Annotated in this window: 19 protein-coding genes; 8 read left to right on the top strand and 11 right to left on the bottom strand. The window is 72.0% G+C overall.

The window, feature by feature from the left end; translation table 11 throughout:
* Positions 1–30: 30 nt before the first annotated feature.
* On the bottom strand, positions 31–534 hold the full coding sequence (locus ABD073_RS02150; RefSeq protein WP_343872080.1) for a phosphotransferase-like protein: 504 nt from the start codon (positions 532–534) through the stop codon (positions 31–33).
* A gap of 302 nt (positions 535–836) precedes the next feature.
* On the opposite strand from ABD073_RS02150, the gene ABD073_RS02145 reads away from it, so the two are divergent.
* The 3 genes from ABD073_RS02145 (at position 837) to ABD073_RS02135 (ending at position 2,548) form a co-directional block, all read left to right on the top strand.
* On the top strand, positions 837–1,226 hold the full coding sequence (locus ABD073_RS02145) for a GNAT family N-acetyltransferase (RefSeq protein ID WP_343872079.1): 390 nt from the start codon (positions 837–839) through the stop codon (positions 1,224–1,226).
* Positions 1,227–1,379: 153 nt separating this feature from the next.
* Complete coding sequence (locus ABD073_RS02140; protein ID WP_343872078.1) at positions 1,380–1,961, top strand: dienelactone hydrolase family protein; 582 nt, start codon at positions 1,380–1,382, stop codon at positions 1,959–1,961.
* On the top strand, positions 1,958–2,548 hold the full coding sequence (locus ABD073_RS02135; RefSeq protein WP_343872077.1) for a GNAT family N-acetyltransferase: 591 nt from the start codon (positions 1,958–1,960) through the stop codon (positions 2,546–2,548). Before ABD073_RS02140 ends, ABD073_RS02135 begins: the two co-directional genes overlap by 4 nt.
* 174 nt (positions 2,549–2,722) lie before the next feature.
* Here the strand turns inward: ABD073_RS02135 and ABD073_RS02130 are convergent, their stop codons facing one another.
* Together ABD073_RS02130 and ABD073_RS02125 are read right to left on the bottom strand one after the other, a co-directional pair.
* A complete protein-coding gene (locus tag ABD073_RS02130) occupies positions 2,723–3,607 on the bottom strand; it encodes a tyrosine-protein phosphatase (protein ID WP_343872087.1) in 885 nt (294 codons plus the stop codon).
* 23 nt (positions 3,608–3,630) lie between these two features.
* Positions 3,631–3,945 carry a hypothetical protein gene (locus ABD073_RS02125; RefSeq protein ID WP_343872076.1) on the bottom strand — a complete coding sequence of 105 codons (315 nt, stop codon included), beginning with the start codon at positions 3,943–3,945 and terminating at the stop codon, positions 3,631–3,633.
* A gap of 143 nt (positions 3,946–4,088) precedes the next feature.
* Between ABD073_RS02125 and ABD073_RS02120 the strand changes: the two genes are divergently transcribed.
* From ABD073_RS02120 to ABD073_RS02110, 3 genes are read left to right on the top strand one after another with little or no spacing between them, the layout of a single operon-like run.
* Positions 4,089–5,372: an MFS transporter gene (locus tag ABD073_RS02120; RefSeq protein ID WP_343872075.1), complete on the top strand. Its 1,284-nt coding sequence runs from the start codon at positions 4,089–4,091 to the stop codon at positions 5,370–5,372.
* The gene (locus tag ABD073_RS02115; protein WP_343872074.1) at positions 5,369–6,712 is read left to right on the top strand and encodes a DUF6297 family protein; all 1,344 of its coding nucleotides are present in this window, start codon (positions 5,369–5,371) and stop codon (positions 6,710–6,712) included. The genes ABD073_RS02120 and ABD073_RS02115 overlap by 4 nt, the downstream gene beginning before the upstream one ends.
* Before the next feature lie 42 nt (positions 6,713–6,754).
* Positions 6,755–7,033 (top strand): DUF3039 domain-containing protein, encoded by a 279-nt coding sequence (locus ABD073_RS02110; protein WP_343872072.1) that lies wholly within the window; start codon positions 6,755–6,757, stop codon positions 7,031–7,033.
* Between the two features lie 97 nt (positions 7,034–7,130).
* Here the strand turns inward: ABD073_RS02110 and ABD073_RS02105 are convergent, their stop codons facing one another.
* The gene (locus ABD073_RS02105) at positions 7,131–8,423 is read right to left on the bottom strand and encodes a C39 family peptidase (protein WP_343872071.1); all 1,293 of its coding nucleotides are present in this window, start codon (positions 8,421–8,423) and stop codon (positions 7,131–7,133) included.
* A 188-nt stretch (positions 8,424–8,611) separates the two neighbouring features.
* On the opposite strand from ABD073_RS02105, the gene ABD073_RS02100 reads away from it, so the two are divergent.
* The gene (locus ABD073_RS02100) at positions 8,612–9,244 is read left to right on the top strand and encodes a hypothetical protein (protein ID WP_343872069.1); all 633 of its coding nucleotides are present in this window, start codon (positions 8,612–8,614) and stop codon (positions 9,242–9,244) included.
* On the opposite strand, the gene ABD073_RS02095 is transcribed toward ABD073_RS02100, so the two are convergent.
* From ABD073_RS02095 to ABD073_RS02075, 5 genes are all read right to left on the bottom strand, one after another.
* Positions 9,228–9,659: a type II 3-dehydroquinate dehydratase gene (locus ABD073_RS02095; RefSeq protein ID WP_343872068.1), complete on the bottom strand. Its 432-nt coding sequence runs from the start codon at positions 9,657–9,659 to the stop codon at positions 9,228–9,230. The two genes, ABD073_RS02100 and ABD073_RS02095, sit on opposite strands and share 17 nt — an antisense overlap.
* Entirely contained in the window at positions 9,656–10,699 is a 1,044-nt protein-coding gene (locus ABD073_RS02090; RefSeq protein WP_386751276.1) for an SIS domain-containing protein, read from the bottom strand. The genes ABD073_RS02095 and ABD073_RS02090 overlap by 4 nt, the downstream gene beginning before the upstream one ends.
* Position 10,700: 1 nt before the next feature.
* The gene (locus ABD073_RS02085; protein ID WP_343872067.1) at positions 10,701–10,913 is read right to left on the bottom strand and encodes a Trm112 family protein; all 213 of its coding nucleotides are present in this window, start codon (positions 10,911–10,913) and stop codon (positions 10,701–10,703) included.
* A gap of 83 nt (positions 10,914–10,996) precedes the next feature.
* Positions 10,997–12,241 carry a phosphohexomutase domain-containing protein gene (locus ABD073_RS02080; RefSeq protein ID WP_343872065.1) on the bottom strand — a complete coding sequence of 415 codons (1,245 nt, stop codon included), beginning with the start codon at positions 12,239–12,241 and terminating at the stop codon, positions 10,997–10,999.
* Between the two features lie 145 nt (positions 12,242–12,386).
* Complete coding sequence (locus ABD073_RS02075; RefSeq protein WP_343872064.1) at positions 12,387–12,773, bottom strand: DUF3499 domain-containing protein; 387 nt, start codon at positions 12,771–12,773, stop codon at positions 12,387–12,389.
* Between the two features lie 35 nt (positions 12,774–12,808).
* On the opposite strand from ABD073_RS02075, the gene ABD073_RS02070 reads away from it, so the two are divergent.
* A complete protein-coding gene (locus ABD073_RS02070) occupies positions 12,809–13,246 on the top strand; it encodes a metallopeptidase family protein (RefSeq protein WP_343872063.1) in 438 nt (145 codons plus the stop codon).
* Positions 13,247–13,249: 3 nt separating this feature from the next.
* Here the strand turns inward: ABD073_RS02070 and ABD073_RS02065 are convergent, their stop codons facing one another.
* Both ABD073_RS02065 and ABD073_RS02060 read right to left on the bottom strand, forming a co-directional pair.
* Positions 13,250–14,452: a DUF5719 family protein gene (locus ABD073_RS02065; protein WP_343872062.1), complete on the bottom strand. Its 1,203-nt coding sequence runs from the start codon at positions 14,450–14,452 to the stop codon at positions 13,250–13,252.
* Complete coding sequence (locus ABD073_RS02060; RefSeq protein WP_343872061.1) at positions 14,449–17,283, bottom strand: glycosyltransferase; 2,835 nt, start codon at positions 17,281–17,283, stop codon at positions 14,449–14,451. The genes ABD073_RS02065 and ABD073_RS02060 overlap by 4 nt, the downstream gene beginning before the upstream one ends.

The raw sequence follows: 17,283 nt of genomic DNA, 5'->3' as shown, positions 1-17,283 counted from the left end.
GGGCATGACATGCATCCTCTCACCAGGCCCTCACGGACCTGAGATGTCAGTGTCAACCAAACCCGGGGCAGTCCCGGCATTCCCGAGCTTTTGGCCCTTGGCTCGGCCCTGTTCGCGGGCTTCGAGGACCGTGAGCGGGGCGGTGAGCTTGACCCAGAACTGTTCCCTCGCGACCAAGCTCTGTCGCCAGCTGGGGAGGATGGACTCGTTGATGGGCATCTCGTCCACGATGACGTCATTGCCCACCTCCAGAAGAGCGTTCACAGCTGCGCGCATCCCAGCCAGCATCCGATCGCCTGCATCGCCATGGCGGATCTGCGCCCGAGGCTTGCCGTCCGGGTCGATGGTGTCCTCGTACCAGAACCCGGGCCCCGGGCCGCGGGGGTGGCCCTTCCAGTGGTGCGGAAACATCGAGAAGAAGTGGTCCAGACCCACATGAAGAAACGGATCAGTCAACTGCAGTTGGAGCTGTTCGGCAACGGATGTCTTCCCGACGCTGGAGTCTCCGCAGAGCGGGATGACACGGCCACCCATGCCTCCACTTTCTCAGGTCGAGCGGCCTCCACGGGTCGATGGGCGCCCAAAGGCGACGCAAGGTGCTTGGCACTTGAGCATTCACAGGGGACAATCCCACTCATGCAGTCATTTGCACAGACGCGCACTCGCTGAGACAGGTGCTTCCAAGTGCCGCGGTCATCCCCCGAGGCGATCAAGCATCCCTTAGCGAAAGAGCACGACATGCACCTGCGCGATTACGAAGAGTCTGACTACCCCAACTTCTGAGCCTGACACTCGCCACCTTCCAGCCCTTCTTCGAAGAGAGCTTTCCGGAGTGCGTGAACCAGGATGAGGAACTCGTCTCCCACCAGCACGGAAACTGGCGGGGCGACTATGCCCGACAACTCCCCGAGCTGTTGAAGGCTGCGGGCCCTTGCCACACGACAGTGGCCTACGCGGGTGACGAGCTGATCGGGTATGTCATCTGGCGCGAGGACTCCCGCCCAGATCATGCCCACGTCGAGCTCCTGGCCGTCTCGCCGTCGGCCCGAGGCCACGGTGCTGGAGCCGCACTGATGAACCATGCCATGGAGCAGATGCGCCGGAACGGTCGCGGGTTCGTCGAGCTGGGAACGGGCGGCGACGCGTTTCACGCCCCAGCCCGCCGGCTGTACGAGCAGTTGGGCTTCCACGCGGTTCCCCTGGCCGCCTACATGCGGAAGTTGTGACATCGGGGAAGCAGGTCTGCCACCCCACCTGGTTCAAGCCATCTCGGCAGATCAGTTGGCCGGTCGCCTGGTCCTCCGGTCTCAGTGTGTCGAGCGCCCGATCCAATGCACAGTCAGCGCCAAACTGTCAGCCCACGGCCCTAGGGTCGTGCCATGACGACGATGATCCTGTTCCACCACGTGCTGGGCCTCACTCCGGGCGTGATCGGGCTCGCTGACCGGATCCGGGAGGCGGGACACGAGGTCGTGACCCCGGATCTGTTCGAGGGCAGGACCTTTGACAACTTGTCCGAGGGGTTGGCCCACGTCGGGAGCATCGGCGACGGGGCCCTCCTGCAGCGGGCGGAACAGGCCTGCTCCGCCCAGCCCGACGACGTGGTCTACGCCGGCCTGTCGCTGGGCGTCGTCGTCGCCCAGCATCTGCTGCAGAAGCGTCCGGGCGCGGTCGGAGGCGTGCTCCTGCACTCCTTCATCGCACCCGCTCAGCTGCCCGGCCGGTGGCCCGACTGTCCGGTGCACGTCTTCGCCACCGACCACGACCCCTTCTTCGTCGACGACGGTGACCTTGCCGCGGCCCAGGCCTGGCGGACCTCCCACGCGAACCTCGAGGTCCACCTGTATCCCGGGCACGGCCACCTGTTGCTCGAACCCGGCCTGCCGGACCACGATGCCCACCTCGCCCAGCAGGTGACCCTCGACGTCCTCGCGGCCCTCGACGAGATGGAGCGGCCATGACCGACGCACCGCGCTCCCCCTTCTCCGTGGTGGCACTGTCTCCGAGCACCTGGGACGCCTTCGCTGAACTCGTCGAGCGCAACAATGGTGTCTACGGCGGGTGCTGGTGCATCGGGTACCACCCCGAGTGCGGCAAGGTCCCGCGCTCAGCCCACCGGCAGGTCAAGCACCAACGGGTCGTCGACGACGAGGCGCATGCCGCGCTCGTGCTGGACGAGGAGGGCCGCTGCCAGGCCTGGGCCCAGTACGGGACGCCGAGCGAGCTCGCCGGGATCAAGCACCGGCGGGCCTACGACAAGGAGCCCCCACCGACGCCGGACTGGCGTCTCACCTGTGTCTATGTGGACGCCAAGCACCGTGGACAGGGGCTCGCGAGGGTGGCAATCGAGGGGGCCCTGGAGCTGATCGGTTCTGCCGGAGGTGGCCTGGTCGAGGCGATCAGCGAGACCACCGCCGGGCGTGCAGCACAGGGACGATTCCTGTTCACCGGCACCGTCGAGCTGCTCGAGGATCTCGGCTTCGTTTGCGGTCGGCAGGTGGGCAAGCACGCCTGGATCCTGTCGAAGACCGTTGCTCCAGCAGGCTGAGCGGATCGACAGGGACCTCACCGGTGCGAGCCGTGCCGGGATCCCGGGTACCGCGGGGCGGCTGCCATCATTGGCACATGTGGTCGTCGTCCAGGTCCGTGCACAAACAGCAGGCCGAGCATGACCCCTGGGCCTTCGCTCGCGAGAGGGCCGACGACTTCCTCTCCGGCCGGATCAGCGGGCAGCAATTCCTGGCCGCCATGCACCTGATCGGCCACGAAGGGCCTGAAGAGCTCCAGGACCTGGTGGAACTCGATGACGAGTACCTGTTCGGCAATGATCCCGAGGCGGAAGCGAACTTTCGCACCAGGGGCGTGATGGAGCTGCTGCTGCAGCGAGCACGCACGCTTCTGCAGGAGCCGAGAGCCACTGCGAGTTCAGTCCAGCAGTAGTGAGCGCAGCCTGTCCCGTGGCATCGCCGAGCCCCAGGGCATCGAGGTGACCCGGGACGTCCCGCGCAAACCAGATGACCAGCGGACGGGTGGTGTCCACCCACTCGTCGATCTCCTGCTCGCCCCAGGTGGTCTGGGCGTCGTACGTGGGCGCATGGCTGGCCCTGCCGGCCATGGCGCGCACGGAGAGCTCATGGTCGTCGGCGATCACCTCGGGCGCCACACCGGCATTGGCCAGCAGGATGGCGGAGACCATGCCGGTGCGGTCACGTCCGGCGCTGCAGTGCACCAGGACCCCGGGCTCCTCTTCGGCGATGGCCTCCAGAGTGCCGCGCACCAGGTCGGGCAACAGGCGCAGGTTGTGGGGCCAGTAGGCGGGCGAATCCAGGATCGGGAAACAGGTCTGCTGGAAGGCCGGATCCTCATGGTCCTCCGTCGGGGCCTGGACGACGGTCACGGTGTCCGGAATCCACGCCACCGGGTCACCGTCTTGGGAACCGATCTCGTAGTCACACCTGAGGTCGATGATCGTCCTCAGACCCCAAGCGGCAGCTCCTCGCCAGCCGGTGGCGTCCAGGCTCTCCCGGCGTGGTCCGCGAGCGACTCGGCCGAAGCGCGTCCTGCCCTTCCGGCCCGGCAGTCCGCCCAGGTCTCGTAGGTTCGGCACGTCACCCCAAGCCAGTTCCCGCCTCACGGACAGGGCTCCGTGAAGCACACCGGCTTGCCCATGGATCGGGCGTGGGCGATCTCGCCGCGCGTGGCATCACCGACGTATCCACCGGGGTTCACGACGACGACTCGGTCGGCCAGATCAATCTTGCTGCGATGGAGCGCGTCCAAACTCTCCTTCTGCTCGTCGGTGGGACCGGTGCCATGCACGAGGGCGATCTCACCAGGTGCGAGCACGATCACCCCGTCGAGCGTGAGACGCGCTGCGAGCTCCCGGATCTCGCGAGCGAAACGCATGGACCCGCAGATGCACACGATGTCGGGACGTGGGGACATGCGGCAGCTCCTCGAACCTGGTGACCTTCCACGGGTGAGCCTAGAGCGGCCGGTCCTGCACCTTTGGACAGTTCTCCAACCGATCCGAGCACGCGCGCGATGACACCCACAGAACTGTCAGAGCTCGCCGCTAGCTTCGGCTGATGACCTTCGGCACACCACCCGCTCTCGCCAGCGAGACGCAGCTCGAGCGGCTGGATGCTGACTTTCGGCGGCTCTGGATGGCACGGACGGCCAGCGACCTGGGTGGCTCCATCGGATCAGGTGCCATGCCACTGGTCGCGGTGCTCGCACTGGACTCCCCGGCTTGGCAGGTCAGCCTCCTGGCCGGCCTGTCGGGTCTGGTCAGCGCGGCCCTGGCGCTACCAGCAGGCCCGTTGGTCGAGCGCCGCCGCAAGCGTCCCGTGATGGTCCTGGCCGACGTGGTGCGCGCGCTGGCCCTGATGAGCGTCCCACTGTCGGTCCACTTCGGGCTGCTGAGCTTCACCCAGCTCTCCCTGGTGGCGGTGATCGCCGCCACCGGAACCATCTGCTTCACGGCCGCCTCGGGTGCCCACCTGAAGGCACTCGTCCCGCGCGCCGTCCGGGTGCAGGCGAACAGTCGGTTCGAGGCCAGCTTCTGGACCGTCAATGTCGTCGGTGCCCCGCTGGGCGGCCTGCTGGTCTCCGCGCTGGGCGCACCAGCCAGCATGGCCGCCAACGCGCTCGCCTACCTGGCATCCGCAGCGGGGATCCGTCGCATCAGACGCCCGGAGCCCGAGCCACCGGCTCTGGTCAGCACCGGTTGGCTCCGCGACGTGACCAGCGGTTGGCGCTACATCTGGGCCGTCCCCGACCTACGGCTCCTCCTGCTGCACGGAACGCTCTTCTCCAGCTTCCTGATGGCCACCGCGCCCATCACGTCCGTCCTGATGCTGCGCGACCTGGGCTTCACCCCATGGCAGTACGGCCTGACCATCGGCCTGCCCTGTCTGGGCGGCCTGATGGGATCGGTCCTCACACCTCGCCTGGTGACGCGCCTGGGCCAGCACCGCACCCTGCTGGTCTCCGGCGTCGCCAAGACCCTGTTCGTCGCACCCATCATCTGGGCCCCACCAGGCTTCTGGGGTCTGGTGGTCGTGATCGCCAGCAACTGGATCCTGCTGCTGGTCGCGGCCGTCCACAACCCGACCTTCGCCACCGTCCGGATGAATGCCACCGACGACGACCACATGGCGCGGGTGCTGGCAGCGTGGTCCATCACCCAGCGCACCGGTCAACCCCTGTTCGTGATGGCCTTCGGCTTCCTCGCCTCCTCGACCAGCCCACGCGCCGCCATCGCCGTGGCCGCCGTCGGAGCCCTGGCCAGCTCGGCCCTGCTGCCCTGGCAGCTGTGGCACACGCCCCCGACCTCCACCGACCCTGACCGTGGGACAGTGGAGAGATGAGCACCCCTGCAGCACGCGAACTGCTGGCCCTCACCCAGCCGGCCGGACGGCGGCGGGGCGCGATGGAGATCTACGTGACCAGCTTCGCCGTCCTGCTCGTCGCCGCAGCGCTTGGTTCGCTGGCCTCCAGCGCAGTCCCGGCCGCGGTCTCCTCGCCGGCCGCGCTGACCACCCTGGGATCCGGCCTGACGATCATGGCCACACTCACCTCCCTGATGGGCGGCTGGTTGACCGGGCCGCTGCACACCACCCCTGAACTGGCCGCCTGGTTGCTGGCCTCCCCCGTCGACCGGGCCGACCTGCTGCGTCCCCAGCTGCTGCGCCAGCTCGTGCTCGCACTGCTGGTCGGCCTGGCCGGCACGGTGCTGCTCCATCTGGCCACGGGGACCGCCGGCCCCTGGCTGGTCTCCCTCGTGCTCGCGCCGCCGTGCGGCTGGCTGCTGGCGGCCTCCTCGCAGGCCTGGACAGCCCGCGGCACACGGTCGAAGCTTGTGGGCGCGGTGGGCGTCGTGGTGCTGCTCATCCTCACCAGAATCCTCCCGGCTGCTGCCACGCTGGCGCTCCTGGCGGGACTCTGCGCCAGCTGCGGCTGGTTCACCTGGCGGCACCTCGGCCGTCTGGACCGCTTCTCGCTGGCCACCGCCGGGCGCCGGACCGACGCGATGATGGGCGCCAGCCTGGGGGCTCGCCAGGTGCTGATGCTGGATCTGGTGGCGGCCCGGCTGCAGCGAGGCTCGCGACGCCTGCCGAGTACCGGTCGAGGGGCACGTGCCGTCGCACGGGTGGATGTCAGTCGGGTGGTCTTCCGCTACCCAGCCCTGCTCCTCGCCCTGCTGGCGCTGGACCTGCTCGCCATCGAGCTGCCCGCGACCGCCGCGCCGACCCTCCTGCTCGCCGGACAGACCGTCCTGCTCGCGATCGCACTGGGCGGGCTGCGCACCGTGCTCGCCTCGGCCGGCCTGCACCGCAGCCTGCTCCACTCGCCGGTCTGGCTGACGGCCGGCGCCGCCGCCCTCGCGCTCAGCAATGCCGTCCTGCTCGGCGGGGCCACCCTGCTGGCGGGCGGGTCCGGTGTGACGACGCTGCTCGCGGTGGCCCTGCTCAGTCTCGCCGCAGCCGTCCGCCTCTCCAGCGCGCCCGCGCCGGACTTCTCCACGGGTCTGGTGATGACCGAGGCCGGTGTCCTGCCCGTCGGTGCCCTGCTCGGGGCCGCGCGTGGTTGGGACCTGTGCCTCGTCGGCATCGTCCTGGTCAGCCTGCCAGTCCCCCCAGCAGTGACCGTGGTCGGCGCAGGGCTGGCGCTGGGCCTCGTCGTGCGCCGCGCTGCCCGGGGACAGTGAGGCGCAAGGCACCACCTTGCGTCCAGGCCTAGAATCATCGCCATGACCCAGCAGCAGTTGTCCCCGGGATCCCAGACCGTCATCGACGAGCGCGTCCTCGACGCCGAACAGGGCGATCACGAGCGGTTCAGCCACTTCGTGCCCAAGGCCAAGCTCACCGAGGCGATGGTGATGGGCACCCCCGTGGTGGCGCTGTGCGGCAAGGTCTGGGTGCCCAGCCGCAATCCCGAGAAGTTCCCGGTCTGCCCCGAGTGCCAGGAGATCTGGGAGAGCTTCTCCGACAAGGGCAAGGGCGGCAAGGGCGGCGACCAGGACCGCTGAACCACCAGCCGGCTCCACCGGCGACGCACGACGCACGACGGCCCCCGCCCAGGCGGGGGCCGTCGTCGTGTCCGACCCAGGTCAGATCCGCCTCATGTCACCAGGCGGCGCCGGCCGGCTTCGCGGGCAGGGTGCGACCGGCGGGATGGATCACGTAGGCCAGGCCACCGCTGCGGCCCCAGGCCGACTCGAACTGCGCCCGGTTGTAGGTCCTGGGCACCAGCGCATTGCTGGCCTTCAGCGAGGAGGCCGGGTCGTTGACCCGCACGTTGCCGCTGGCGTCGAAGCCCTTGATGACCATCAGGTGGCCATTGGTGCCGAAACCGGCACCGCTCAGCTGGCTGGAACTGAAGCTGGTGGAAACCACCAGCGGGATGCCCGCCTTGATGAAGAGCTCCGCCTCGGTCAGGCTGCGCAGCCGGGTGACGAAGCCGGACAGGCCGCGGGCGTGTGCATAGGCCACGTTGAAGGGCCAGTTGCCGGTGCCCTTGTAACCGGCGTCCCAGACGCCGCGCACCACCTGCTCCACCTGCGGATTGGTGTGCGGGGTGGGCCGCACCCAGGCCGTCTCCGCCGCGCTGGCGCCCTTCTTCCAGAAGTCCAGCACCATGGCGACGCTGGTGGCCGAGCACCAGGCCTCTCCCCCGCCGTTCCAGGCCGGGTAGTGGCCCACGTGCAGCATCTGGCTGTAGGCGGGCACCGCCAGCGCGGTGCTGCGGGCCACGCCCACCGGGCTCACCGGGGTGCTGGACTGCGGCGTGGTGGAGGCCACCACGGCCGCCTGTCGCACCACGGGCTTGGCCGTGACTCCCTTGCTGCGCAGCAGGTCGATGCGCAGCTGGAAGCCGGTGAGACTGGTTCCTGCCACCGCCTTGAGCGTGTCGGTGGCGACGCGCGCCACGGCGTCGGACTGGCCGTTGTAGGTGGTCCGGGTGGGGCTGGTGGCATTGGCCGACGAGGAGCCCCACAGCGCCATGTCGAACCAGCGCGACCAGGTGCCGGCCGCATTGCGGGCCCGCAGCTTGATCCGCACCGCGGTACCCACCGGCGTGGCGGCATTCCAGGAGGCCACCAGCTCGGTGGCGGCATAGCCGGTGTTGACCACCGGGCCGGTCCACTGCGCCAGCTCGAAGGTGAGCCGACGGCCGGTGTGCACGTCATTCCAGCGCTGCAGCACCACAGACCGGGAGAAGAGCAGACCGGCCGTGGTGGCGGCGGTGCCGTTGTGGCCACCGGTGAAGCCGGTGCCGCTGTAGCGGGTCAGGCTGGAGCGACGGGCGGTGGCGGCCAGGGCGGGCAGCTCGGCCACACCGCTCGCGCCCAGGGCCAGGCCACCGGCGCCGGCCAGCAGCAGGGAACGTCGTGACAGGGGATGGTTCTCGGGGGACATGCCCTCACTCTCACATGACGACCCTCATAGTCCCAAGCCTGCTGGTCGAGACTTCACGCTGGCGCAAGGACCCGTCTCAGCACACCTTCAGTCGACCCCCGACCAGTCGTCGGGCGGCGTGCCAGCACGCCGTGGCCCCCACCGAGCTGACAGACTGGCCAGGTCCCACCACGCCCCGGAGGTCTGCCATGAACCGTCGCCTGTCCGCCCTCGCCGTCGTCGCCGTCCTGGCGGCCACCGGCTGCGCCAACCAGGCCCCCGGCAGCAGCACCAGCCCCAGCACCTCCTCCTCGGCTGCCGGCACGGCGAGCCCCGCCACCAGCAGCGTCGCCACCGGTGCCGCCACGCCGGCCAGCAGCCCGTCGTCCACCGGCGCGGCGACGGCTCCGACCAGCAGCTCGGCGGCCGCCAGCACCCCTGCCGCGGCCCGCAGCACCGACAGCGCCAAGGCCCAGGCCTCCGCCCAGGTCTCGCAGCAGGTCAGCAGCGGCGCCATCCCCACCCTGCCCGAGAAGATCGGCGCCTGGACCAAGGTGGAGGAGGACACCTCCAACGGCTGGATCGTGGGCGGCTACAACAACGAGATGGCCATCCTCACGCTGCGCGGTCGCAATGACGGCACCGGCGACGCCAAGCAGCTCGTCACCCAGTTCAGCAAGGGAAAGTACGTCCCGATCAGCGGCGTCCCCTGCGCCTCCGGCCCCACCGTGCGGGCCTGTGCGCAGACCAAGGGCAGGATCACGGTGCTGATCACCACCACCGACCTGGAGACCGAGGAGCTGGCGCCGCTGGTGGGCCAGGCGCTCACGCAGGTGAAGTAGCGGCGATGTGGGCCAGCGCCAGGTCATAGCCGCCCAGGCCCAGGCCCGCGATGGTTCCCTCCACGTAGGGACCGACCACGCTGTGGCGACGGAAGTCCTCGCGGGCGTGCACATTGCTGATGTGCAGCTCGATCACCCGCGGCACCTGCACCACCGCGTCGGCGATGGCGATCGAGTAGTGGGTCCAGGCCGCGGGGTTCAGCACAACAGGCAGCTGCTCGTCGGCGGCCTCGTGCAGCCAGCCCACCATCTCGGCCTCGGAATCTGTCTGGCGCACCTCCACCTCGAGCCCCAGCCCCCGCCCGGTCTGCACCAGGTGCTCGGCCAGCTCGGCATGGGTGGTGCTGCCGTAGACCTCCGGCTGCCGCTTGCCCAGCCGGCCCAGGTTGACCCCGTTCAGCACCAGCACCCTCATCGTCGCTCCTCGTGTCCGGACAGTCCCAGTTCCAGGTAGGTGGCCGCGTACAGCCCGCGCTGCAGCAGTTCGACGTAGCGCTCCAGCGGACCTCCCTCGGCGGCATGCTCGACGGCCACCGGGCAGACCCGCACCCCCTGGCGCTCGGCCAGGCTGACCAGCTGGCCGCGCTCGCGACGCACCCGCTCATCGGGTTCGGCGTCGTCCAGCACCACCAGCACCGAGGGCAGCGGGGTGCCGGACTCGTCGAAGGGGTCGGCGAAGGGATCGCGCGGTGCGCAGGAGGCCAGCACCGGCAGCAGGGCGCCCAGGTCGGCAGCCAGTGCGGGGCGCCCGGTGGCACGGCGCAGCGCCTCGGCGACGCGGCGCGCAGCCCGCGCGGCGAGCACGGAGCCGCCCCAGACCAGCGGCTCGGCGTCGGCCAGCGCCAGCGCCAGGTCCTTGGCGGGGTTGGCGGACAGGTCACGGTGCGGCGAGCAGTCCTCGGCCACCGCGTCGGCGGTGCGGGCCACGGCCTCGCTGCTCACCGACGGGCCCAGGCCCAGCTCATGGAGCACCTCCAGCACGACGATCACGGTGGCCAGCGGGTCGCCCATCCGGGTGGGCAGCACCAGGGTGTTGCGGCTGGCGGCCTGCTCGGCGATCGGGGAATCCGGGTTGGCGGCCACCATCACCGCGGCGCCACGGCGCACCGCCTCGGCCACCGCGCCCATCAGATCGGGCTCGCTGCCCTCGCTGGCCAGCACCACCACCAGGTCCAGCGGGCCCACCCAGCCGGGCAGCCCGTCGATCCCCCAGGCCACGAAGGGCACCGGGCAGACCGGCTCCAGCAGGGCCCGCACCAGCCGGGCCTCCGCACCCAGACAGATCACACCGCGCGGCCGGTCCAGGGCCTCGAAGCCGCCGGCGGGCAGCTGGCTGGTGGCCTCGGCGGCCACCCGGACCCGTGCCCCGGCTGAGGCCAGCTGGCGCAGCTGGCTGTCCACGGCGGCCAGGGCCGCCGGGTCGTCCAGCCGGGAGTCGTCGAAGTCCAGGCCCATCTCAGGCCTCGGCGCCGGCCCCGGTCGCGCCCGGGCGGCGCGCCTCGTCGACCAGCAGCACCGGGATGCCGTCGCGCACCGGGAAGGCCAGCGCGCAGGCGCTGTTGGTGCACTCCAGCTCGTGACGGTCGTAGTCCACCGCGAACTTGCTGTGGCAGGACGGGCAGGCCGCGATCTCGAGGAAGGTGGCGGACAGTTCCATCTGGTCGGGCATCGGGGCTCCTGGTTGGTCTCGCGTCCGCTGCTGCGGATCCACCGGGCCAGTCTAGGGCCCGTCCCGACGCGCCCGGGTCGCCCTCAGGCGACGCGCGCCACGATCTCGCGCAGGTCCTCGCGCAGCGCCGCCATCACCTCGGTGTCGCTGGCCTCCACCAGCACCTGGACCGCCGCCTCGTGGGCGCGCAGCCCGATCCGGTAGTCGCCACGGCGGCCCGCCTGGCCGCTGAGCAGCAGCTCGTCGCCGGTGCTGCTGGTGACGTGGTGGTGCTGGAAGCCCTGGCGGACCGCGCCGATCGCGGCCTGCGGGTCGGAGACCGCGAGGTCCAGCACCTGGCACTGCAGGCCCCGGGCCTCGGCGACCAGCACGGACAGCGGCTGGGTCTGGCCGGCCAGCAGCGCCAGCACGCGACGGGCCAGCAGCAGCCCGCTGGGGGCCAGGTAGTGGTCGGCGAAGCGGGCCAGGCCGTCCTCGCCCAGCTGCGGCGCCTGGCCTTCGGGCAGGTGACGCTCCAGCAGGGTGGCGACGGTGGTGGCCTCCACCACCCGACCGTGCTCGTCCAGCACGGTGCAGCGCGACGCGTCGTCGTCGAGCACCAGGCCGGCCCGGGCACCGTGCTGCAGCACGGCACCGCGCACCTGGTCGACCCCGGGCCCGTCGGTGCGCACCAGAGCGACGCCCACGGTCACCAGCACGGCCTCCACCAACGCCGGGCTCAGCGGCCCCGCCGCACCCACCACGACGAGGAGACCCTCGGCCGCCACGGGGGCCAGGTCGCGCAGCTGGCGGGCGTAGTCGGCCAGGGTGTCGTCGGCGCCGAGGCTGCCGCGCGGCTCCAGCTCCACCAGGCCGTCGGCCAGGAACTGCTCGATGCGCTCCACCACCACCGCCGTGGTGGCCGGGTCGGCGGGCGTGGCATCGGGCAGCAGGAAGGTGAGCCCATTGCTCTGCTCGTCGCCGCCCGGAGCGCCGACATGCACGCCGTGCACCTCGAGCAGTCCGGCGTCGAAGGCCAGATGGTCCAGGCTCGCCAGCCCCATGTCGACGACGTGGGCACCGCGCGATCGGGCGCCGTCGGCGACGGCACGGGAGAGTTCCTGCCCGCCGGCCCGGGTGTCATGGGCCAGGACGAGGCTCTGGCCTGCCAGCCGGGCGACATCGGCATAGGCGGCGCCCGCCAGGCGGGCGAGGTCTGCGTCCAGTTCTGGCTCGGCACCGGTGGTCCGGCCGCGCAGCCCGCCGAGCACCAGCAGCGGCGCCACCGCGCGGGCGTGCTGGACACCCGTCCTGATCCCCGTGGACGACGTCAGTGAACTGTTCCCCATGGCCCATCCCCCGATTGGCGTGGTCGTTGCGCCCGGCTCCCCAGCCGGTCGTCTGTCTGATCTTGGCAGGCATCGCCCGTTTGCAGAAGTCAAGACCCCGGATCGGACGGCTCTTCAGCAGATCCGCTGCCTGTTGCGGGGCCGTTCAGCGCGCCTGCGGATCCGCGTCCGCGATCATCCTCAGGTGGCGCCGCTCGGCCAGCACCACCACCTCGGCGCCCTCCGGCTGCGGCACCGAGGCGGGCAGCACCTCGTCGTGGCGCAGCCCCACCGCGCGTACCGCGTCGGCCAGGGCCATCAGGTCGTCACCGCTGGCAGCCGGCGGGACGTCGGTGATGTCCGGCAGCCGGATCACCTCCCAGCCGCGCGGCACGCCCATCGCCTCGCAGTGCACGTGGCACAGGTCGTAGGAGCCGGGCACGTGCTCGGGCGCCAGCGGTCCGAGCACGGCGGTGGAGTCCGCGTAGACATAGGTGAGGGTCGCCACGGCAGGGGCATTGCAGCCGGTCTTGGTGCAGCGTCTCGACGTCACCGGGCGAGGCTATCAAGACGCGTACAGTGTCGGGCATGCCTCGCCGACGTGACCGCCATGACCGTGGCCTGCGCGGACCCATCGCGCTGCCCAATCCCTACACCGGCAGGGTGGTTCCGCTGCGTCGCAGCATGGGCCGGCAGGACTTCTTCACCGGCGCGGTGACCGAGGCCGTGGCCCGGATCGGGCGCACCTACCCGGGCGGTCTGGACGGCGTCGACGTGGGCGTCGAGGAGGTCCCCTACCTGGCCACGATGTGGTCGGGCGACCGGGTTCCGTTGGGGGTCTGCGTCGAGGCCACCAGCCTGCGCCCCGCCCAGATCGTGGTCTACCGACGGCCGCTGGAGCACCGCGCAGCCACCCGCGGCGAGCTGCGGGACCTGGTGCATCGCACCCTGGTGGAGCAGTTGGCCGCGCTCACCGCGCAGCACGTGCGCGACATCGACCCCGAACTGGACGACGAGGACTGGTAGGACTCAGCGCAGCCCCGGCTCGACCTGCAGCGGCTCGCGCTGGCGCACCGCGCCGACGCCCTGGGAGCCGCCCATCGCCAGGCCGCCCTGTGTCCAGGAGGCCGCGGCCTGCACCGGGCCCTCGGCGCTCCAGCGCACCAGCACCGGCTGGTTCGGCAGCGCCACCGGGACCGAGCTGCCGCCCGGCAGCTGGACGCTGCGCTCGATCCCCCCGGCCAGCGTGACCGTGGTGGCCTGCTCGGCAGGATTGGACAGCAGCAGCGTGCCGGCGCCCGGGGAGACCAGTTGGCCAGCGGTCGCGGTCGGATGAGCGGCACCGGCGGCCAGGTCCTTGCCCTGCTGGGCCACGGCGGCCATCGCGACGTCCTGGTCGCTGCTGAAGCCCAGTGAGACCTGCTCGCCGGCCTGGGCTGCACTGATGTCCACCATCTGGCTGGTACCGGCCTCCAGCACCACGCGCTCGGCGCCACTGGGCACCACGGGACCGTGCGCGGTGTACATCACCAGCCTGGCCGTGGCGCGCTGCTCGCCGGGATTGGCCAGCAGCACCAGGCTGCGCTCGGCGGCGGGGAGCGCCCCCAGCACACCGTTGCGGCCGGCCTCGGTGGAGCCGGCGTAGTCGCGCCCGGTCTCGCCCTCCATCACACCCCAGGCGGAGACCCGGCCCTGGCTGGCCACCACCCGCGCCGCGAAGGGCGTCTGCTGGGGCACCTGCACCGACAGCGGCACGACCCGCTGGCCGTGCGCCGGGACCGTGATGCCACTGGTGCCGACGGCCTGCACCCGCCCCTCGGTGGCCAGCAGCGTGATGTCGACGCGGGCGTCGTCGTCGCCGGGGTTGGCCAGCAGCAGGCTGGTTCCCTGCGAGTCGGGCAGCAGGACGAGCTGTTCCTGGGCGGGCGCCTGGCACTCGCCCCACCAGCGGATCGCCCCGGCCGAGGCCTGCACGCCGCCGGCAGGCTGTGGGTCTCCGGCCGGCAGGGCGCTGGCCTGTGCGGGGGCCGCGGCGCTGCTGGTCGCACCGCCCTTCGCGGTCACCAGCAGGGCGTCGCTGGTTCGGCGTGGGGCCGACGGGCAGGCGAGCGTCCGGCTCACCATGGTGCCGCCGGGGTCGGGTGCGGGCACGCGTGGTGCCTGGTACAGGCCAAGGCTTGCGGCAGCCAGGCCGCCGATCGCCAGCGCGGCCACGGTGGCGGCTCGTCTCATCGGGCCACTCCCCTCGTCGGGCGGCTGTCCTCACGGGCCCGGCGCGGTCCCGCGGCCGGCTGTGAGCTGGGTGCGGCGAGCAGCAGCAGTGCGGCGCTGCACAGTCCCAGCAAACCGGCAGGCCACCAGGCCCGGGGGCCGTACCAGTCGTGCTGGCGGGTCACCGGACCCACCACGGTCCAGGTGGTGTCACGGCCCACCTGCTCGGCCGGACCGAGCCCGGGGCTGTCGGAGATGGCCGCCACCAGGTCCTCGTCCGCTCCGCGGATCCACAGGTGACCGATGTCCAGCGCGGTGGCACGGCGGGCCAGCTGGTCGGAGCTGGCGCCGGAGAGCAGTTCGTGCACCAGGGACTCCAGCTCGCCACGGGCGCCGGCCTCCGGGACGACGGGCTGCTCGGCGCTGCCCCACCGCGGTTGGTCGTCGGCCACCAGGTTCCAGCCATGCCGGTCCAGGTCGATGGCCAGGGCCCGGCTGCGGCGCACGGAGTCCTGCACGGCGACGACGTGGGCCGGGAGCTCGCTGCCGCTGCGGTGCACCCCGGCACCTGCCCAGCCGGCCCACCACAGCGCCGCCAGGGCGACGAACAGGGCCAGCAGGGCCGCGACGGCCTGCCCCAGCCGCGCCACCAGCGGCAACAGTCCGCCGTTGGGCAGCGCGCTCCAGCCCTGCAGCGCCATGGCCAGCAGGGTGAGGCAGGCGATCAGCAGCCAGCCGTCGCCATCGGGACGCAGGTCGGCGGCGCGACCGGGCAGCCACAGCTTCGGCAGCACCGTTCCCAGTGCCCAGGCGACCACGGCCAGCGCCACCAGCCAGGGCTGGGGGCGGCGCCAGCTGCCGGCCAGCGCGGCCAACCAGAGCAGCAGGGCGCCGGGCAGCAGCACCCACCACGGGGCGCCGTCGGCCACCAGCCGCGGGTCGCTGCCGGTGAGCAGCCGGGCAGGCTCGCCGGCGCAGCGCACCAGCCAGGGCGCCAGGGCCAGCAGCGGCACCAGCAGCACCGCCAACCGGCTCCACTCGCCACGGCGACGGGCGACCACGACGGCTGCCACCAGGGCGACCAGCCACAGCACGGGGACGGCGGCGCTCGCCAACAGGGTGCACAGCGCCAGCCCGGCCGGGGCGCGCCAGGACTCGACGCCGGAACTGTCCTGCTGCCACCAGGCCAGCAGGCAGGCCGCGGCGAGCGGCAGCACGACGGCCAGCAGCAGCGAGCTGGGGCGCCCGCTGCCGGTCAGGCCCAGCACGGGCTGCACCAGGCCCCAGGCGGCGGCGAGCAGGGCGAGCTGTTGGCTGCGGCGGCGGCGCAGCAGGGTGGGGGTGCGCTCCGCGTCGGGCTCACGGCGCGGCAGCAGGCGACGCCACAGCGGGAGGCTGGCCAGCATCGCCAGCGGCACGGCCAGCAGCTGGCCGGCGACGGCGAACCAGTCGGGGCGGCCCAGCGCGAGCAGCGAGCCGAGCGCGCCGATCCCCAGCCAGGTGGGGTTCGCGCCCTGCGCGCCGTGCGGGCTGCGCAGCCAGGCATCCAGGGCGCCGGTGAGGTGCGCTGGCGCGGGGGCCAGAGCGGGACCGCTCAGCTCCCCCAGGCCGAAGAGCCGACGCCCGGCCACGGCGGTGAGCAGCACGACGGCGGCCACCAACCAGGCCAGGGCATGGCTGCGCCGGTTCTCGTGCACCACCGCGTCCTCGCCAGCAGTGAGCTCGTCGAGGCTCACCTCGTTCTCCGCTTCCGGCAGCAGCCGGTCGGCCACCCATCCGGCCAGCCGGTCGGTGCGGTGGCGCAGCATGTGCCACCGCGGTGGACGCAACGCATCCACGGGGAGCACCTCGCCGCGGGCGGCCAGCCGCTGGTGCAGCGCCGCGGTCTCGCGTCGGCTGGAGAGCAGGTCGCGCACGGCCCCCAGGGCATCGGCGCTGGCGCCGGGCGCCTTGCCGAGCAGGTGACCCAGGGCGTCCAGCAGGCCACCCAGCGCGAGGCGCAGGGTGGTGAGCGCAGGCCGGGCGCTGTGGGCCGCCACCAGCCGGTGGCCGAGCATGCGGTCGGTACGGTCGGGCCGCGGGGCCAGGGCGGACTCGCGCACCTGGGTGCGGCCCGCGCGTCGATGGTGGATGGCCGCGGCGGGGCAGGTCACCACGCGCAGGCCGGCCTCGTTGGCGCGCCAGCCCAGCTCCACGCCGTCGCGGAAGAGCGGGATCGCGGGGTCCATCCCGCCCAGCTGCTGCCAGGCGCTGCGACGCACCAGCAGGCCGGCGCTGGAACCGCCCAGGACCTCGGTGGCCGTGGTCTGCTGCTGGTCCAGGTCGCCGTCGTCGACGGCCAGCACGCGGTGTCCCCCGGCGGAGATGGTCTGGCCCACCTCGGCGATCCGGTCGGGATGGTTGCGGCGGCGCGGCTGCAGCAGCTTGGGGATGACCAGGTCAGGGGCGGGCTCGGTGGTGGTGCAGCGCAGCAGCTCGTCCAGGCTGCTGCGCTGGGGCTCCACGTCGTCGTGGAGCAGCCAGAGCCAGCTGCGGTGCTCGTCGAGCTGGTCGACGGCCTCTTGCACGGCCCGGCCGAAGCCCCAGCTGGCGTCGCCGGTGAGGATCGCGCTCACCAGGCCCTCGGCCCGCGCCTTGTCGAGCAGCTCGCGGCTGCCGTCGGTGGAGCCGTTGTCCACGGCCACCAGATGGCGAAGGTTCTCCAGCCGGCCCAGCGCCACCAATGTGCGGGCCAGCCATTCCTCGGCGTTGTGGACCACGAGGATGGTGGCCAGGATGTCCGGGTCGATCGGTCTCGGGTCGATCGGTCCGTCCTGGTGCGCCCAGCTCCAGTCCTGCTCGCTGAGGGTCAC

It is taken from the genome of Luteococcus peritonei (genome assembly GCF_039526385.1).
GTDB classification, from domain to species: Bacteria; Actinomycetota; Actinomycetes; order Propionibacteriales; family Propionibacteriaceae; genus Luteococcus; species Luteococcus peritonei.
The sequence above is the reverse complement of the archived record's forward strand: the minus strand, read 5'-3'. Positions and strand labels throughout refer to the sequence as shown.

Bases quoted from the DNA above. Each gene is read 5' to 3' on its own strand.
- ABD073_RS02150 (WP_343872080.1), bottom strand. From the start codon at position 534: ATGGGTGGCCGTGTCATCCCGCTCTGCGGAGACTCCAGCGTCGGGAAG.
- ABD073_RS02140 (WP_343872078.1), top strand. From the start codon at position 1,380: ATGACGACGATGATCCTGTTCCACCACGTGCTGGGCCTCACTCCGGGC.
- ABD073_RS02135 (WP_343872077.1), top strand. From the start codon at position 1,958: ATGACCGACGCACCGCGCTCCCCCTTCTCCGTGGTGGCACTGTCTCCG.
- ABD073_RS02125 (WP_343872076.1), bottom strand. From the start codon at position 3,945: ATGTCCCCACGTCCCGACATCGTGTGCATCTGCGGGTCCATGCGTTTC.
- ABD073_RS02120 (WP_343872075.1), top strand. From the start codon at position 4,089: ATGACCTTCGGCACACCACCCGCTCTCGCCAGCGAGACGCAGCTCGAG.
- ABD073_RS02115 (WP_343872074.1), top strand. From the start codon at position 5,369: ATGAGCACCCCTGCAGCACGCGAACTGCTGGCCCTCACCCAGCCGGCC.
- ABD073_RS02110 (WP_343872072.1), top strand. From the start codon at position 6,755: ATGACCCAGCAGCAGTTGTCCCCGGGATCCCAGACCGTCATCGACGAG.
- ABD073_RS02105 (WP_343872071.1), bottom strand. From the start codon at position 8,423: ATGTCCCCCGAGAACCATCCCCTGTCACGACGTTCCCTGCTGCTGGCC.
- ABD073_RS02100 (WP_343872069.1), top strand. From the start codon at position 8,612: ATGAACCGTCGCCTGTCCGCCCTCGCCGTCGTCGCCGTCCTGGCGGCC.
- ABD073_RS02095 (WP_343872068.1), bottom strand. From the start codon at position 9,659: ATGAGGGTGCTGGTGCTGAACGGGGTCAACCTGGGCCGGCTGGGCAAG.
- ABD073_RS02090 (WP_386751276.1), bottom strand. From the start codon at position 10,699: ATGGGCCTGGACTTCGACGACTCCCGGCTGGACGACCCGGCGGCCCTG.
- ABD073_RS02085 (WP_343872067.1), bottom strand. From the start codon at position 10,913: ATGCCCGACCAGATGGAACTGTCCGCCACCTTCCTCGAGATCGCGGCC.
- ABD073_RS02080 (WP_343872065.1), bottom strand. From the start codon at position 12,241: ATGGGGAACAGTTCACTGACGTCGTCCACGGGGATCAGGACGGGTGTC.
- ABD073_RS02070 (WP_343872063.1), top strand. From the start codon at position 12,809: ATGCCTCGCCGACGTGACCGCCATGACCGTGGCCTGCGCGGACCCATC.
- ABD073_RS02065 (WP_343872062.1), bottom strand. From the start codon at position 14,452: ATGAGACGAGCCGCCACCGTGGCCGCGCTGGCGATCGGCGGCCTGGCT.